General features: G+C 36.2%; 15 protein-coding genes and 1 other RNA gene. 14 read left to right on the forward strand and 2 right to left on the reverse strand.

Features of this window, described 5'->3' with window-relative positions; translation table 11 throughout:
- Positions 1–94 precede the first annotated feature (94 nt).
- The 8 genes from BLQ00_RS15020 (at position 95) to BLQ00_RS15055 (ending at position 6,834) form a co-directional block, all read left to right on the forward strand.
- Positions 95–1,519, forward strand: coding sequence for an amidohydrolase family protein (locus BLQ00_RS15020; RefSeq protein WP_093145142.1), 1,425 nt, complete (start codon positions 95–97; stop codon positions 1,517–1,519).
- Positions 1,520–2,122: 603 nt separating this feature from the next.
- Positions 2,123–2,827, forward strand: a complete 705-nt coding sequence (locus BLQ00_RS15025; RefSeq protein WP_093145143.1) for a hypothetical protein — start codon at positions 2,123–2,125, stop codon at positions 2,825–2,827.
- Between the two features lie 11 nt (positions 2,828–2,838).
- Complete coding sequence (locus BLQ00_RS15030; protein WP_093145144.1) at positions 2,839–3,708, forward strand: hypothetical protein; 870 nt, start codon at positions 2,839–2,841, stop codon at positions 3,706–3,708.
- 238 nt (positions 3,709–3,946) lie between these two features.
- Positions 3,947–4,723: a helix-turn-helix domain-containing protein gene (locus BLQ00_RS15035; RefSeq protein ID WP_189342880.1), complete on the forward strand. Its 777-nt coding sequence runs from the start codon at positions 3,947–3,949 to the stop codon at positions 4,721–4,723.
- Positions 4,724–4,792: 69 nt separating this feature from the next.
- Positions 4,793–5,257 carry a hypothetical protein gene (locus tag BLQ00_RS15040; protein ID WP_093145146.1) on the forward strand — a complete coding sequence of 155 codons (465 nt, stop codon included), beginning with the start codon at positions 4,793–4,795 and terminating at the stop codon, positions 5,255–5,257.
- Positions 5,258–5,578, forward strand: a complete 321-nt coding sequence (locus tag BLQ00_RS15045) for a DUF3817 domain-containing protein (RefSeq protein ID WP_093145147.1) — start codon at positions 5,258–5,260, stop codon at positions 5,576–5,578.
- Positions 5,575–5,784, forward strand: coding sequence for a hypothetical protein (locus BLQ00_RS15050; protein WP_093145148.1), 210 nt, complete (start codon positions 5,575–5,577; stop codon positions 5,782–5,784). Before BLQ00_RS15045 ends, BLQ00_RS15050 begins: the two co-directional genes overlap by 4 nt.
- 231 nt (positions 5,785–6,015) lie before the next feature.
- Complete coding sequence (locus tag BLQ00_RS15055) at positions 6,016–6,834, forward strand: hypothetical protein (protein ID WP_093145149.1); 819 nt, start codon at positions 6,016–6,018, stop codon at positions 6,832–6,834.
- 411 nt (positions 6,835–7,245) lie between these two features.
- Here the strand turns inward: BLQ00_RS15055 and BLQ00_RS17650 are convergent, their stop codons facing one another.
- Positions 7,246–7,395 (reverse strand): hypothetical protein, encoded by a 150-nt coding sequence (locus BLQ00_RS17650; RefSeq protein WP_175445472.1) that lies wholly within the window; start codon positions 7,393–7,395, stop codon positions 7,246–7,248.
- Between the two features lie 299 nt (positions 7,396–7,694).
- On the opposite strand from BLQ00_RS17650, the gene BLQ00_RS15060 reads away from it, so the two are divergent.
- From BLQ00_RS15060 to BLQ00_RS15070, 3 genes are all read left to right on the forward strand, one after another.
- Positions 7,695–9,569, forward strand: a complete 1,875-nt coding sequence (locus BLQ00_RS15060) for a cytochrome-c peroxidase (protein ID WP_093145150.1) — start codon at positions 7,695–7,697, stop codon at positions 9,567–9,569.
- A 345-nt stretch (positions 9,570–9,914) separates the two neighbouring features.
- Positions 9,915–12,884, forward strand: a complete 2,970-nt coding sequence (locus tag BLQ00_RS15065; RefSeq protein WP_139149430.1) for an alkaline phosphatase PhoX — start codon at positions 9,915–9,917, stop codon at positions 12,882–12,884.
- 73 nt (positions 12,885–12,957) lie between these two features.
- The gene (locus BLQ00_RS15070) at positions 12,958–13,869 is read left to right on the forward strand and encodes a leucine-rich repeat domain-containing protein (protein ID WP_093145152.1); all 912 of its coding nucleotides are present in this window, start codon (positions 12,958–12,960) and stop codon (positions 13,867–13,869) included.
- A gap of 136 nt (positions 13,870–14,005) precedes the next feature.
- On the opposite strand, the gene ssrA is transcribed toward BLQ00_RS15070, so the two are convergent.
- Positions 14,006–14,405, reverse strand: a transfer-messenger RNA (tmRNA) gene (gene ssrA / locus BLQ00_RS15075).
- Positions 14,406–14,674: 269 nt separating this feature from the next.
- Here ssrA and BLQ00_RS15080 point away from each other — a divergent pair.
- From BLQ00_RS15080 to BLQ00_RS15090, 3 genes are all read left to right on the forward strand, one after another.
- Positions 14,675–15,886 carry an NAD(P)-dependent oxidoreductase gene (locus BLQ00_RS15080; RefSeq protein ID WP_093145215.1) on the forward strand — a complete coding sequence of 404 codons (1,212 nt, stop codon included), beginning with the start codon at positions 14,675–14,677 and terminating at the stop codon, positions 15,884–15,886.
- 164 nt (positions 15,887–16,050) lie between these two features.
- Positions 16,051–16,650: a hypothetical protein gene (locus tag BLQ00_RS15085; protein WP_093145153.1), complete on the forward strand. Its 600-nt coding sequence runs from the start codon at positions 16,051–16,053 to the stop codon at positions 16,648–16,650.
- Between the two features lie 304 nt (positions 16,651–16,954).
- Positions 16,955–17,338 carry a DUF3703 domain-containing protein gene (locus BLQ00_RS15090; RefSeq protein WP_093145154.1) on the forward strand — a complete coding sequence of 128 codons (384 nt, stop codon included), beginning with the start codon at positions 16,955–16,957 and terminating at the stop codon, positions 17,336–17,338.
- Positions 17,339–17,350: the final 12 nt, after the last annotated feature.

Raw genomic sequence — 17,350 nt, forward strand, 5'->3', positions numbered from 1 at the left:
GTTATAAACCCGTTAGGCACTATTTAAAGCCAAAACTGTAACAAAAGCAGAAATTTCCCGTCTTTTTAAGTAATTCATCAATCAAAAAATCAAAATGAAATATTTAAAAACTCTAATGCTGTTTGCAGTTATCAGCTTCAATTTAAACGCACAAAACAATTCAAAATCTAGCAAGAAAAATAATATAACTTATGCCATAAAGAATGTTAATGTAATTCCAATGACCAAAGAAAATAAAGTCATTGAAAATGCCACAGTAGTAATAAAAGAAAACAAAATTTACGCTATCAATAAGTCAATACCTGAAAACTCTACAATCATTGACGGGAAAGAAAAATGGTTGATCCCAGGCTTAATTGATATGCACGTTCATAATCTAGCAGATGGACCTTATAAATCGTATCCTACAAAAGGTCCAGCAATACAATTTAACACTCAAAATTTCATGACGCTTTATGTAGCAAATGGAGTGACGACTGTATTTGAATTAAGTGCAAGAGCGGAACATATCGGGCAACGAAACGAAATAATAAGAGGCGATGTGATGGGGCCAAGAATTGCGTTAGCAGCATTAATTGATGGAAACAATGCAAATCTAACTGCAACAACACCATCTGATGGAAGACAAGCCGTTAGAATAGCAAAAGGGGAAGGCTATGAGTTTATAAAAGTGTATGCTCAATTAAACATCGAAACCTATAAAGCTATCATTGATGAAGCAAACAAACACGGAATGAAAGTGGTTGGACATATTCCTAATGCATTTGAGGGAAAACCTGCTACCGATTTTTTTGTTCCCCACTTTGGGTTAATTGCACATGCAGAAGAATTATCAAAACAAACAGAAGACTTCAGCTTACAAAAAGCTCAAGAGTTTGCGCGTTTAGCAAAAGAAAATGGTACTTGGTTAATTCCTAATTTATCTAATCTTGTGTACATAGCAAAACAAGCACGTTCTCTTGATAGTGTTCGAAATCTCAAAAGTTTTAAATTTGTCCATCCGTTGATGCAAAGCAAATGGATTGTATCCAATCAATACAACCAAGGTACAAATCCTAAGCGGATTGCTTACTTCGACAAACTCGTTGACTTTCATCGTAAGATTGTCAAAGCTTTTAAAAAAGAAGGCGTTCCTATGGTTGCAGGAACCGATGCGGGGACTTCAGGGATTGTATGGGGATTTTCACTTCACGACGAATTGAAGTTGTTAGTTGAATCTGGCTTAACTAATGAAGAAGCCTTAGCTTCCGCAACTCGATTAGGTGCAGAATGGCTTGAGATTGGCGACAAAATAGGAACAATCGAAACAGGAAAGTTTGCAGATTTAATTTTATTAGATAAAAACCCATTAGATAATATTAACAATACTAGTGAAATTTCAGGTGTCTTTGTAAATGGTAAATGGTTAGATAAAAACAAAATTGACGAGATGCTGTCCGATGTTGAGGAGTGGAATAATACCAATAAAGAAAAATACAACTGGAAAGAAGTGATAAGTAAAATAAGAGGGAATAAATAAAAAATTGTGCCTAACATGGCATCAATAACAATAGCTTTCACATTGCAACACATCATTATTACTTGAGCGCTGCTTTCATCTTATTACTTCCAATTACCGGGATTTGTACGAATACTAAAGTGGGTTGGATTTTAATTCAATCCTATTTCTGCTTTTTAATCACAAATTTGGTGTTTCCGTTCACTCAGACGGAAGTAACAGATGCGTGTTTAAGTAGTTTACATAGCATCGCGTTCTTCCTCATACTTCTATTTATCATATTAATGAATAAAAAGAGCATAAGCAATCTCGTGTATGGAATTAAAAAATCGGAATTAATTCCTAAGAACACCATAGCTTCTGTAATCGGAATTTCAATAACGATCCTTTTGGCTATTCTTAAAAGGGAAGGAATCTAAAAAAAAACCTTTGGTAAACAGCGGAGTACTTCAGAAAAAACCGTCAATGAATGTGCTAAAACGGGGTGTTTTCAGAAATAAAAAAAGCTCCTAGTAAGGCTATAGTTCGAAATGTTTTAAAGGAAGTGCCTATTTTTAGGATTCATAGCGCACATTTTGTGTAATTTGAGGAAAATTTAAAACTGCTAATTCAATTAAAATCAAAGTGAGTATATTCTCTTATCATTTAGTCAAACTGCCCTTTTTTGTTGCGACAAAAAAAATATTCTCAAATCCAATTTCCAAAAACACGAAAGGATTGATTTACTCAGAATATATGACAGCGATGACGCTGGGCGCTCCAGTTGTATCTGCATCTAGAGTTTTAATAGGGCAAGTCGCAATTTTTATGCAATGGGAAAATGAAACTGCACTTGAAAATTATTTGGAACAAGACCCTTTTGGAAAAACGCTAGCAAAGGGTTGGCATGTACGTTTGTCTTTTATTAGAGAATGGGGAACGTTTAGTGGCTTCAAAATACCAGCCCATAGAGATAAGTTAGAAAGTCCAAAGTCTCCAGTAGTTGCTGTAACAATAGCAAGAATGAAGCCTTTCGCAGTTCCAAGATTTATCCATTGGGGAAGGCCTGTAGAAAAACTAGTCAGAGACCATCCAGGAACGACACTCTCATTGGCATCTGTGAAGTTTCCGAATACAGTTTCAACTTTTTCAATTTGGAAAACGGAAAAAGAAATGACCGATATGGCTCATGGACATAGTACTGTTCCTAATCCTAAAAGACATTCGGCAGCAATGAAAGAAAGAGAACGAAAAAACTTTCACTTTGAGTTCACGACTTTAAGGTTTAAACCTATCGCAGAATTTGGCAGTTGGAAAGGGCAAACCAATTTTATTCCCAACATAGCGTAAATGAGTAAAAAATGGGAATAGCATCTAAAAAACAAAGCGTTCAAGATTGGATTACGCAGCAATGGGTCATTCTTTTCGGAAAAAGAATTGATAAAACAAATCAAAAATGGCTTTTGGGGCCTTTTGGAGAACTACATGGGATTGGTTTAAAATTTATCCAACAATTAGCCGCTAAAGAAAACCTAACGATAGACAATCAAACAAAACGCAAAGGGTTACTTCAATCCATAGATCAGCTAAATCTATCTGAAAAAGAAGTAGAAACATTGTCTCAAGATGTAATCGATTTTTATGAAAATACGGCGAACTATGAACTTCAATTAAACGTAAAATGGAATCCATTCTTTAAAGTATTTGGTGTTTTGCTTCGGGTTATTTTTAGCAAAAGAATAGAACAACTAAATATCCCCATTCAAAGTAAAGAGAGTTCTGAGGCGTTGACAAGTGAAATAATCTACCTAGTAGATCCAACAACAAATGAAGTTAAAAGAACTATTTGGCTTAGAACTTTTCAAACAACAGGACAAGTTGTTTATTCAGGTGTATATGAAACTTGTACTATTCCGTCGGGCAGAACTTGCATTAAAGCAATTTTTCCACTGCCGAATGGAAGTGCAACGGTTATTTTAAGTCCTAAGGTTGGAAATAATGGGGAACTTATCTTAGAATCAGAAGGGAATCAAATTGGTGATAGTGGTTTCTACTTTTTGCTGAAGGACTCAAAAGGACACTTATGGACTAAGTACCTCAAATCGTTTACAGACACCTTAGTGGTAAGAAGTGAAAATGAACGAATTTCTGCGACACAAACCTTAACGTTATGGAATTTGAGAGTACTACAATTTGAATATACGATAAAGAAGCGGGACACAATAGGGTAACTGCTTTATATAGTTCGAAATGTTTTGAAGGATATGTGTATTTTTAGGAATTGTAGAACAACGCCCCACAAGGTTAAAGATAGCTCGTTAGATCGAAAAGATGCACGCTGAAATAAAAACATACAATTCTGAGGATTTCCGAAAACAATTTTTCAATGAAAGTCCAAAATTAAATAAGCTTTTCGAAAAGAGTGTAGAGGATTTCTTTTGTTTAAGAATCGAAGATTTGATAAAAAAAGTGCTTAAGCCAATTCTGCCTTCAAGAGAAGAGAGTCATACGCTTATTTACGTTACAGAAGGCTCTTATAAAACGAAAATCGGATTTAAGGACTATACTATTACACCAGGAAAAATTGTAATACTTCAAGCGGGCGCTGTGTTTTCAACCGGAAAAATAGCTGCAAACGTAAAAGGTTTTACATGTCATTTTCACCCAAACATACTTGTTGGGAAATTTGGAAATCGCTCCTTAATTTTAGACTTCGATTTTTTAAATACTGGAAATCACCCCATCATAGACGTAACACCACATTCAAAATTAGCCATTCAAAACATCTTTGAAAGGTTGTTAATTGAGTTTAAATCTGATTCCGTACCCAATCCCAATATTGTTCACTCGTATCTCTACACCTTACTTACTGAATTGCAAATATTGTTTGGACAAAATAAGGTTGGAAGTCAAAGCGCTTCTTATCAAATAACGTCTCAATTTAAATTATTGGTACATGAAAAGGTAAAAGAGAATTTTAAAGTAGCTGACTTCGCCAAAATAATGAATATGAGTCCGAATCATTTAAACAAATCGGTGAAATCTATCACCTCTAAATCCGCATCAAAAATTATAGAAGAAACGAAACTTATTGAAATTAAATTTTTGCTATACCAATCGAGCTTATCGATTAGTGAAATAGCTTATAAAATGGGGTATTTGGATCCATCTTATTTTACAAGGTTTTTCAGGAAATGTGAAAACATGTCACCTACGAAGTTTAGAGCTTTGATTGAAAAGTCCTAATTATAGCATAATACTTTCTATTCAAGCTTTATGGAAACATAGACATTTGCATTTGAAAATTCAAAGCAAATGTATTCAACCGTTTTAATTCTTCATTCTATATTCAGATGGCTTGTGCTTATAACATTGCTCTACGCTATTTTTCGCGCGTATAAAGGATATACGACTAAAGCTAAATTTTCACAATTAGATAATAAAGTTAGACATTGGACAGCCACCATCGCTCATATTCAATTAATATTAGGCATTCTTGTTTATATAAAAAGTCCAATCATTAAATATTTTTTTTCTGATTTTAAAAATTTGATTTCCGATTGGGATTTAACGTTTTTCAGCTTATTTCATGTTGTTCTAATGATTACAGCAATTGTTGTTATTACCATCGGTTCAGCGAAGGCTAAAAGGAACATAACGGATATTGGAAAATTTAAAATTATGCTTGTATATTTTTCTATTGCAATTGCGATCATAATAATAGCCATTCCTTGGCCATTTTCACCTTTGGTCAGTAGGCCATACCTAAGAACATTCTAAATGAACACGTATTTCAATTCAAATGTCGGCAGATTACGATTAGTGGCATTATTAGAGGGCCTTTCGTTACTCGTATTAATTTTTGTGTCAGTTCCTCTAAAATATTTATACGGAGTAACGGAGTTGTCTTCAATTTTGGGACCTATTCACGGAATCCTTTTTTTACTATTTGTTGTAACAACAATTAGCGTTGGAACTGAATATAATTGGAAATTTAAAAAAACAACTTGGAAAGTTCTAATTGCTTGCATCATTCCATTGGGCACATTTTACATTGACCAGACCATACTTAAACCGCTACATAAAACATTGAATGAATGAATGTCTATATTTTTAAAACCTCTATAAGCCCACAAGATATTAGTTTTGTTAATTCAATACTTCGGTCAGTAATTCCTAAAAGTTCTTGGAATTTTGATTTAGAAGATTGTGACCATATTTTAAGAGTAGAAAGCAAAAAAAATATAACAAAATTAGTTCAGTTAAACCTTCAAAGAGACGGGTTTGAATGCGAAGAATTGCTATAATGCTAGGGGAATAACACATATTTCCATCGGGCCCTTTTAAATTCATAGAAAACGCACAACAATTAACTATCTTAGTCACACGAAAAATAGGTTGTGTCTGACCTGCAGCGTCATGCGTAGTTCTGTATGTTGAAACTAAAAATGAAATGTAAAAGGCATCGTTGCTGTCTTCGTTTCGCTATGCCAAACCTAACAATAGTCATACAAAACCCGTTGACAACAATTTAAAAAATGAGTAAAACCCTACTAATACTTCTGACTTTAATAGCCATTATATCTTGTAAAACAGAAAAGCCCACTGAAATAATTGTTATTGGAACGGTACATAAACCAGCGCCTAATTTTAATGCAGAGATTCTTTTTGGCATATTAGAAGACATCCAACCTGATTTTATAGTACAGGAACTGGATTCTTCATTTTTCACTCCCGATTTTAGACATAAAAATGTTCCAAAGAGTAATGAAGGTATGGCGTCAAAAAAGTATGTTGAAAAATATCCCACGACTCAGATAAGACCTTATGAATTTGAAGGTCGAAATGAATACAGAATAAACACGGGTTCACGACCTACAGATGGATTAACAACAAAGCTCCTAGATAGCCTATATAACGCCGATGTATTGTCTGCTTCTGAAGCTGAAATTTACAAAAAGTACAAAGCTCTTTTAGAACCATTACTAATACTAGCTTCTAAAGATCCTAAAAATTTCAACAATCCTACTACCGATAGTATTTGTGCCGAACGACAGTACTATCAATATAAAATGCTCACAAAAATAACGAATGAAAGAGACGAATTTAACACCCATTTTCACACCAAACCCAATGGAGAGAAAATAAGCTATAAGGATGGGTTTCAATTGGCGGGAGATTTTTGGGATCTAAGAAATCAAACTATGGCAAAAAATATACTGCGAATTTCTGAACAGCATCAAGGTAAAAAAATTGTCGTACTCTGCGGGTTTATGCACAGATATTATATTGTAAGTGAGTTGAAAAAAAGGATAAAAGATAAAAATTACAGCATTAAAGAATATTACGATAATTAAAAACGGTTGCCAACAACACCATAAGCACCGTTCCTAATACTCATTGCCAGAAAATTCAGTTGTTTAAATCCTTATTTGTAAAACAAGTTCCCTATATCAGACAACACTAAATAGTGAAGCTACATACCATCAATAATCCGAATCGCTAACATGTAAAAAAGGGGTAAAAGGAGGTGTTAAAAGAGGGAGAGGCTAATGCAAGGGGGTATTAGATTTCGTTTACTAATGCCAAAAGTATAACAAAGTAGTGGTTCGCCAATATACCCCCTAGATACCCCCTAGATAAGCCATGGATAAGCCATGGATAAGCCCATAAAACCTCATAGACCTAAAAGGAGCCTTAGTCTAGGCACATAAGGAATAATTTTTTACGCCTCAAAATATATCGAAATGCCTTTAAATATGGGGGTTTTAGGTATTCTTCCCCAAATAATGCTCCCCCAATAGAAACCCAACTTGTGAAGTATATCCAAAAAAAAGTGATAAACGAATTACCATCCCTACAATTTTATACGTATCACATATTCTGAAGGCATACCCAATCCAAATTTTAAATAACATTCAAAATCATAGGCTTTTTGTTCTGTTATAAATAAAAAGAAGGGTGCCAGTGGTTCAGCTAGTCTGACTTTCGTAAAAGAGACCTCTCATCATTGATGCGATAGTAAGTATTTATTGATGTTTCGTGTAGACACCTTCCAGCACATTCCCATTCTTTTGTATATCAGGAACTATGCTTGCCTTTATGATTTAGAGATGTGCTTCAACTGTTACCGCAAACACTCAAATAAACATTTCATAATGTATAGGTAACAATCCTAGAGGGGAGAAGTTTTAAGTTTGGAGAAATTTACTTCACTGTGCATAAAAATTACCCTTCTTCTATTTTTATTTTTGGTTTTATTGTGAGTATGATACTTGGCGGTTGTACTTCCGGAGAGAAATATACTGTGAACCCTGATACATTAATTACTTATTTAAATACGACCAGCCTTCAACTAGAAAAGTTAGATAAAACGGCCACCGCTTTTAAACGAGGTCAAGTGTCGGCAGACTCGCTTCAGGCAGTGTTAACCAAGGCACGACTCTCCTACAAAAGAATTGAATTTTACGTAGCTTACTACAATCCAGAATTTACGGGGAAACATTTAAACGGAGCTCCATTGCTGAAAATTTCAAAATCTGGGAATCAGCCAACAGTGGTTCCTCCTGAAGGATTACAAGTGTTGGACGAATTAATTTATGCTGAAAATCCTTCCGAAGAAAAAGTACAGATCGCAGCACTCTCCAAAAAAGTAAAAGCTGAATATAACCTACTAGCAAATGCGCTAACCCAAACGAAACCGACTCCAGAAGATTTAATTTTGGCGGCACGATTGCAATTGGTGCGTATTTTTACCTTAGGAGTAACTGGTTTCGATACGCCTGGTTCTGCCAATGGACTGCAGGAAGCTTTGGTGTCGTTGGTTGCAATGAAAACACTTATTGAAGACGAACCCCTTAGTCAAAAATATGCAAAAAGTAAACAGATACTTGCTTTGTTTGAAGGTGCCATCGCTCAGTTGAAAGCAAATACATCTTTTGAAACCTTTGATAGACTATCATTCCTTATAAAGTATATTGATCCATTATACGCAGCATTGGGCGAGTTACCTATTGAAATTGACACTGAAAATTTAAAAAATCATACCGCTTGGAACCCTAAAAGCACCAGTATTTTTGCGCCAAACTTTTTAGATCCTTATTTCTATACACAACTGAAGGAAGGGGAAGATTCTCAAAAACTGAAAAAATTAGGGGAAGCTCTTTTTTACGATACATTGATAAGTGGGAATAATACAATGAGTTGCGCAAGTTGCCACAATCCTGATCTCGCTTTTACCGACGGAGAAACCAAATCTCTTAGTAGTATTGAAGGCGTCACCGTACTTCGGAATTCGCCAACATTACTAAATGCCGTTTATGCAAAACGATTTTTTTACGATTCGAGAGCCTTCACCTTAGAGCAGCAAGTAGAGCACGTGATTTTCAATCCAAAAGAATTCAATACCGCTTATTCTGAAATTCTAGAAAAACTAAAAAAGTCAACAACCTATCGTACACAGTTTGGTGAGGTTTTCGGAAAAGAAAACATCAATCGTCAAAACTTAGCAAAAGCGTTGGCTTCATTTGTGCTTTCGTTACAATCTTTCAATAGCGAATTTGATCAATATACACGAGGAGAAATCAATTCCATAAGTAACGAAGTAAAAGAAGGTTTTAATGTTTTTATGGGAAAAGGAGCCTGTGCTACCTGCCATTTTGCACCCACATTCTCTGGCTTGGTTCCTCCGTTATTCATAGAAACCGAAACTGAAATTCTAGGGGTTCTAAAAAGTCCGACTTCCGAAGAAAAAGAACTAGATACCGATGAAGGGCGTTGGAAAAACGGAATTGCTAGTGAAGCTGCTTGGATTTATGAAAAATCTTTTAAAACTCCCACCGTTCGAAATATTGAAAAAACAGCTCCTTATTTTCATAACGGAGCTTACGAAACCTTACCCCAAGTGTTAGATTTTTACAACCAAGGCGGCGGCGCTGGAATGGGAGTGAAGGTAACCAACCAAACGCTTGCAGACACACCTCTTGAGTTGTCGCAAAGGGAAATAGATGCCTTAATTGTTTTTATGAATGCGCTTACAGATACCTCGGCAGGGGCGCAATCGATTTCTTCTAACAATCCTGATTTTAAATAATGTCCCTTATTTTAATCGAATTACCTTCTTAAAGAAATTTAAGAGCCTTCTTTCTTGAAGCGAATTTCATTTTGCTAATTAAAAAACAGAACCTTCTACTTGAAATCATACGACTAAAAGTATCACTTTCAGGGGACTAAAATATCGGCTAACATTCAAGTAAAGTTGTCTTAATAGTGAGCGTGTTTTTCAAGCGGGCACGTAATGTTTAGTTAAGATAAAGAGGCCATTCGTAACAGTTCTATGACGTAGGCATAAAGTTGAATTCTCCACAAAGAAAAACGGTCTTAGTAGTTTTGAGTAATTCTTAAAAGAAGAAATAAATCACCAAAAAAACTATTGATTATGAAAACAAATTTACCCTTAGCACTACTGCTTATGTTTGTAAGCTTTACGGGCTTAGCAAACACAGGAAACGTAACAAAGAGTTGCGAAACAAATATGAATGCGCCTGGCGATTTTCCATTTGAAGCTGGAAGTATATGGAGTTACAATGATACTGGAATGGATCTTGGCACTGCATGGAGAGAAGTTAATTACGACGATAGTGCTTGGGCTACTGGGGCTGCGCAATTAGGATATGGAGACGGAGATGAGATAACGACTCTTTCTTATGGATCAGATGCGAATAATAAATATCCTACGTATTATTTTAGATATGAATTTAATATAGTAGATGCCTCTATTTATGGTGATCTTATCTTTAATGTGTTAAGAGACGATGGAGCAGTTGTGTACCTTAATGGTACCGAAATTATCCGCGACAATATGCCAGCGGGTACCATTACTTATAACACTTTTGCAGATAGTACTGTTGGTGGTGGTGATGAGGATACGTTCTTTAATTTTACCATTGCAAATTTATTGCAAAATGGTGATAATGTCATCGCTGTAGAATTGCATCAACGTTCTGGGAGTAGTTCAGATTTAGGATTTGATATGGCTACAGCTTTCGTTCCTGCAACACCAAGCCCAGCAGCATATCCAATGGAAACAGGTCTTGTTTGGTCTTATCTAGACACGGGAGTGAGTTTAGATACCGAAACTTGGACAGAAGCAGGCTACGACATTAGTGCTTGGTCTGCTGGTTTTGCACCTTTAGGGTATGGAGATCCAGTTATGACGGAGGTTTCTTATGGACCAGACGCTAACAATAAATACATCACGACATATTTTACAAAAGAAGTAAATATTGCTCTAGCCGATTTGACAGACAATGTAATTTTTGGTTTAAAACGTGATGATGGAGCTATTGTGTATGTAAATGGTGTAGAGGTTTTTAGAGATAATATGCCTGCGCCTCCAACCGATTATTTAACCAATGCTGAAAGTACAGTAAGTGGTGCAGACGAGAATGCTTTTTTTACACACACTGTAGCAAAGTCTTTCTTTGTAGAAGGTGTCAACAAAATTGCAGTAGAGTTGCACAATCGTGACGGACAGAGTTCAGATTTAAAGTTTGATATGTTTTTGATGAATGAATCCACTACAGCACCTTGTGAACCAGGAACGATTGGGTGTTTTACTTCAATTGAGCCAACAGGACAGACTCCTAAAATGATCATCGCAGACGAGCACCGTTTTCAATTAATCGTAAAGCAAGGAGATCCATATTCTACAGGAACAGGTACCGTAGGTGGAAACAATGACTTTACAGGATATATTCCTATCGAAGGATCAAGTTCATTGGGGTATGTTTCAATCAACCACGAAACTACGCCTGGAGGGGTTACAATTGCCGATGTGAATCTTAATGAAGACACTTTGTTATGGGAAGTAACTCAAACACAACCAGTAGATTTCTTTAATAGTGCGTTAGTAACTACAACCCGTAACTGTTCTGGAGGAACAACTCCTTGGGGAACTATTATCACTGCAGAAGAGTCTACAAACAGTGGAGACGTTAATGCAGATGGATACCAAGATGTAGGTTGGCTAGTAGAGATTGATCCAGCAACAGCACAGGTGGTGGATTATGGAAATGGACAAGAAAAGCTATGGGCTATGGGGAGAATGAAACACGAAAATGTAGTAGTTTCTGAGGATATGCGAACTGCGTATTACGGTGAAGATGGAGGTACAGACTGTGTCTATAAATTTGTTGCAAACACACCAGGAGATCTTTCTAGCGGATTTTTATATGTGTTAAAATTAGACACGCCATTGGTAGGAAATGATCCTACTTCTCCAACAGCAACTTGGGTGCAAGTACCGAATAACACGCCTGCAGAACGTAACAATGTAACTGCCGCAGCTGCTGCTTTGGGTGGAACAGATTTTAATGGGGTAGAAGACTGTGAGATTAATCCAATAACAGGTGAGATTTATTTTACATCTAAAGGAAAAAGTCGTGTGTACAGCTTTACAGATAATGGTTCAACAATCACAAACTTCCAAACATTTGTAGGTGGAACGTCTTATGATATTACGACAGAATCTGGTGTGTATAACGAAGCATGGGGTGGTGGTAATGACAACCTAACGTTTGACGATCAAGGAAACCTTTGGGTTTTACAAGATGGTGGAAATAATTATATATGGGTAGTACGTCCAGACCATACACAAGCAACTCCAAATATCGAGTTATTTGCTTCGATGCCTAATGGGTCTGAACCAACAGGACTGACTTTTACGCCAGATTTTAAATACGGTTTCTTTTCTGTACAACACCCAAGTGGATCTAACGAACCACAGCAGGATGCAACTTTTAACGATATAACTTTTAATGCTTCCGCAACCGTAGTTTTTGCCTTGAAAGAAAACTTAGGAGCGCAGATTCCAGTGGCAGATTTTGTTGCTTCGGAAGTAACGACTGCTCCAGGAACAGCAATTACGTTTACCGATTTAAGTGAAAACAATCCAAGTTCATGGTTCTGGACTTTTGAAGGAGGTATTCCAGCAACCTCGTCAGAAGCCTCTCCAACAGTGGCGTATTTGGAAGAAGGAAACTTTAATGTAAGTCTTACAGTTGCAAACGTTGCTGGAACAGGAACTGAGGTAATAAAAGAAGAATACATTCTAGTACAAGAAGTGTTAGGAGTAGACGATGTGTTACTTGAGGCTGTGTCAGTATATCCAAATCCAACAAGCGGTATTGTGAATGTAGATATAGCGGATCAAGAAGGTGAAATTACTGTTCAGGTATTTAATATGTTAGGTCAAAATGTAGTAACTCAAAAGGATGCAACAACCTTTGGTAACACAAGAACGGTAACCCTAGATTTGGCTCCGTATGTACAAGCGAACCAAATGTTAGTGATAAAAGTGACCGTGGGTGAAAACTCTGGTAGCTATAAAATCGTGAAACAAAATTAATTTTTTCAATAAATAAGGAAAGGACTGGTGTAATATTATTGCGCCAGTCTTTTTTTATATAAATATGTAGGCAATGATGACTAGGTTTTATTTTATTTTTTTCTTCGGAATAGCTTCGCTTCAAGGAGGAGCTCAAAATGCCAATCCTATCACTGAAGAAGTGTTTTATAATGTTACAACTGCTCTGGCTGAAAACAAAAAGGGAACCCAACTAAATTTGCGCGATCAGCAATTGTTTCAGCTTCCTGAGAACATTGATCAATTAACAGCCTTGGTTTTTTTGAACGCAATGGGCAACCATTTTGAACGCTGGGATGAGGCGCTTTTCAGTTTTGAAAAATTAGAAATACTAAATTTGAAGGGTAACGAATTAGCTTATATCCCAAAAGAAATTAAACAATTGAAACGCCTAATTAAACTGGATTTAGCAGATAATAAAATCACTAAAATTTCAGAAGACATAGGAGCGCTGAACAACCTTCAATACCTATATCTTTCTGGAAATAGTTTGGTATCACTCCCTACTACTATCGACCAATGCAGGTCGTTACAGGTACTGCAACTGGATAATAACCAATTAAGTTATTTGCCGTCTTCAATAGCTGCTTTGCCTTCTTTAAAAACACTACACGTTGGTTACAATCAATTTTATGAGTTAGACACCCAATGGACTCACATACAAACGTTGCAAGAGTTGAATATGGAACACAATCGATTGCAGAAAATTTCTAATAGCATTGGCGCTCTAAAGCACTTAAAAACCTTGATTCTCAATGATAATAACTTGAGAGAATTACCTGCAAGCTTTTCAAATTTAGAAAGTTTAGAGTTGGCGATTCTGTCTAATAATAAACTAGAAAGTTTACCCGCAGACATTTCAGCATTAAAGAAATTAAGGACACTTATTTTAACGAACAATAATTTCAGTAAAACAGAACAAGAGCGCATTATAGAAGCATTGCCGGAGTGTGCGGTGTATTTTTAATACTACTACTAAATGGTTACTTTGTTATGAGCAAAACAAGGATGGATAATTTTAATGTCTAAAAACAACAAAACCCGATCAAGCGAAAATCTTGTCGGGTTTTTTATATTAGTACTCACAGCGCAGTTGTGAGTGATCGTGGAGCCGGAGGGATTCGAACCCTCGTCCAAACAAGCAATTATAACGCTTTCTACATGTGTAGTTTTCATTTAGGTTTTCGTGAGATTGCCGGTCGAAAACTACCAACGCACCCCTTATCTTTACTTGAGTTTCACCGCAACATCAAAGCACTATTGCGGCTAGGTTTACTTTTACGAAGTCTCTATATCAATCGCCGCAAACCAAGGCAATCGAGAGACTTCCTGCTTGTCCGCCTTGCGGACCGAGGCATTATCCTACTATGATTCGGATTATGCAGCTAGGGCGTAGTTATTCTCGCCGTTTAAAAAGTGTGAAAAATGAGATTAACGAGCTGTTTCCCAGCGCTCGACATGCTTACATTACAATTAGACCCGCTGTCAAAACCAGTCGGCCCCAATATTCCCGCGTTTATAGCGAGATCTTATGATTAAATTTCAATCATACGAGTATTTTCAATGATCATTTGGGCGTTACCCTCTTTCGCTTTTCGTTCCTCAAGCTTCAGAGGGTCGGGCTTTCGGCGCTACGCGGTAGCTTGCCTCAATCCCTAACGCAAGATGAAAACATAAAAAATGCTTCATTCTACGGTCGGCAAAGATACACTAAAAACACTATCTTTACCACCCAATATCCCGAATTACTAATGGGGCAAAAAGTATACCAAATGTCAGTAACCTTTGCAATTATAAAAGAACGTAAAAATCCACCAGACCGTCGTGTCGTTTTTTCACCAGAGAAATGTCAAGAAGTCATTCGTCAATTCCCTGACGCTAAAATAATTGTAGAAGCTTCAGACGTGCGAATATTTCCAGACGATGCCTATCGCAAGGCCGGATTTGAGGTAAAAGAGGATGTTTCCGAAGCAGACGTTATGTTAGGCGTAAAAGAAGTTCCGATTGCGGCATTGATTCCGAATAAAAAATATTTCTTTTTCAGTCATACCATCAAAAAACAACCCTATAATAAAAAATTGCTTCAGGCAATTCTTGCGAATAAAATAGAATTAGTAGACCACGAAACCATTGTAAAGAAAAGTGGTGCTAGATTGATTGGTTTTGGACGGTATGCAGGTTTGGTAGGAGCTTACAACGGATTTAGAGCGCTAGGGTTACGCGATTCGTTATTCGAATTGCCTAAAGTGGAAACGCTTGCCGATTTAGATGCTATGAAGGCTGAATTGGATAAAATCACTCTTCCGAAGCACATAAAAATACTACTTACAGGTGCTGGAAAAGTAGCCCACGGCGCTAAAGAAATTTTAGAACATCTTAAAGTAAAAAAGGCTTCTATTACTCGATACCTTTCTCAAAAGTTTGACGAACCTGTGTATTGTATGATTGATGTATTGGATTATAATAAACGAAAAGATGGAGGCGAAAGTAATAAACTAGAATTCTATAAAGATCCTTCAGGTTACGAAAGTGATTTTATGCGCTTTGCCAAGGTAACCGATTATTTTATAGCAGGACATTATTACGGAACTGGGGCTCCTTATTTGTTTACACGAAAGGATGCGAAACAAAAAGATTTTAATATCAATCTTGTTGCAGACATTTCGTGCGATGTCGATGGTCCTGTAGCGAGTACGATTAAGGCTTCTACGATTGCCGATCCGTTTTTTGGGTATGATCCTAAAACAGAAAAAGAAACCGCTTTTGATGCTCCTGGAGCCATCACAATGATGACGGTAGATAACTTGCCTTGCGAATTACCCAAAGATGCAAGCGAAGGATTTGGAGATATGTTTCTAGCAAATGTGATTCCTGCATTTTTTAATAAGGACAAAGCAGGTGTATTAGCAAGAGCTCAAATGACGACCAAAGAAGGGACATTAACAAAAAGATTTTCGTATTTAGAGGAGTATGTATCTGAGTAAGTGGTTGACACTGAAACAGTAGGCTAGTAAAGGGATTAGAGGAAAAACGTTTAGTTGTAATGCCTTTTATGTTAGATAAAATGTAAAATAGTATAAGATTTATCTTACTTATTTTTTGTTTAATATAGATAAAAGTATTACTTTCCCCTTCTAAAGTACTAACTATGAAAAATCTCGCCCCCTTTATTTTACTTTTAGCTATATGTTTTAGTAGCAATGCTCAAGTAGGTATTAATACCATTGAACCTACTGCAACTCTAGATGTTAACGGAGGACTTCGTGTACGTGGAGTGAAAAATTTTACAGAATCTAATAATTTAGAAGCCAAAAAAATTATTGGTATTGACGAATTAGGAAATTTTGTAGAAGTTGAAATTGATAAAAATGTTATTTTAGAAAATAATAAATTAAGTGCTCTAGATAGAACTGTTGAGTTTGCTAGTAGTACAAATAACATACCTGTATTAAGTGACCTTAACTTAATTCTTCTGCCAGGTGAGGTAAACGAACGTGCATCGGTAATTCGAATGTCGAGTATCTTACCGTTTATGTTTTTAACGGGTATTATGCCTGGTGTTGATGGACAAACCATTTGGTTGTATCCTACAACGAGTGATTTAACAATACTTCCTAATAGTATATTGTCTCTATTCGGTAACAGAATTGAAGGGTCTACTAACTTTGTAGTAAAACGTTACGAAATGCTACAGTTAATGTATGATGGAAGCCGTAATAAATGGATTCCAATGGCTAATGGCTTATAAAATATTCTTTCTTATCTATTAATTTAAATGCGTTACAAATTTCAATTTGTAGCGCATTTTTTTATGAATCTATTTGGTCTAAACCGACGGTTTGTGAAGTTTGTTTTTGTGTCTGTTCGAGCCTGCCTTTGTCGGCAGACAGGCGTGGTCGAGGACTTTAAATTTGTGACTATTTAAAAAAGATGTCTCGCCGTTAATTTATTCTAAGTGAAATGGAAGGCCTCATTCTTAATAAATAGTACGTCTTAAAATCATTACTTTTGTCTAGAAGTACAACTTTTTTTAAATTAATCTTGTAGCGTATATGAAATTCAACACCTCACTTTCCGAAAGATTAAAACCTTATTTTACTAAGGAATTGGCGCAGTATAAAGTTCAATACGAATTAGGGAATTTTCTAAATGCTTGGAGCCATTTAGAAAGGGCGCATATATTAGGGCAACAGTACCCATCAGCACATACACTTGTACATTGGAAGATGTTGCTATTTGGAATTAAAATTAAAAACAGAAAAGAAATCGTAGGGCAAATACCTCGCCTTATTTTTGGAGGGGTAAAGTCTTTTGTCGGGACCATTCCAATTGGGAATCCTGGTGGAGCTAATGTGCCTCCTTTAAAATCGTTTCCTATAGAAAAAGAGTTACAGCTTATATTTAAAACTGCAGGAGTTTCTATACGTAGAGAGTAAGAGAAAAAAGAG

It is taken from the genome of Ulvibacter litoralis, assembly GCF_900102055.1.
GTDB lineage: Bacteria > Bacteroidota > Bacteroidia > Flavobacteriales > Flavobacteriaceae > Ulvibacter > Ulvibacter litoralis.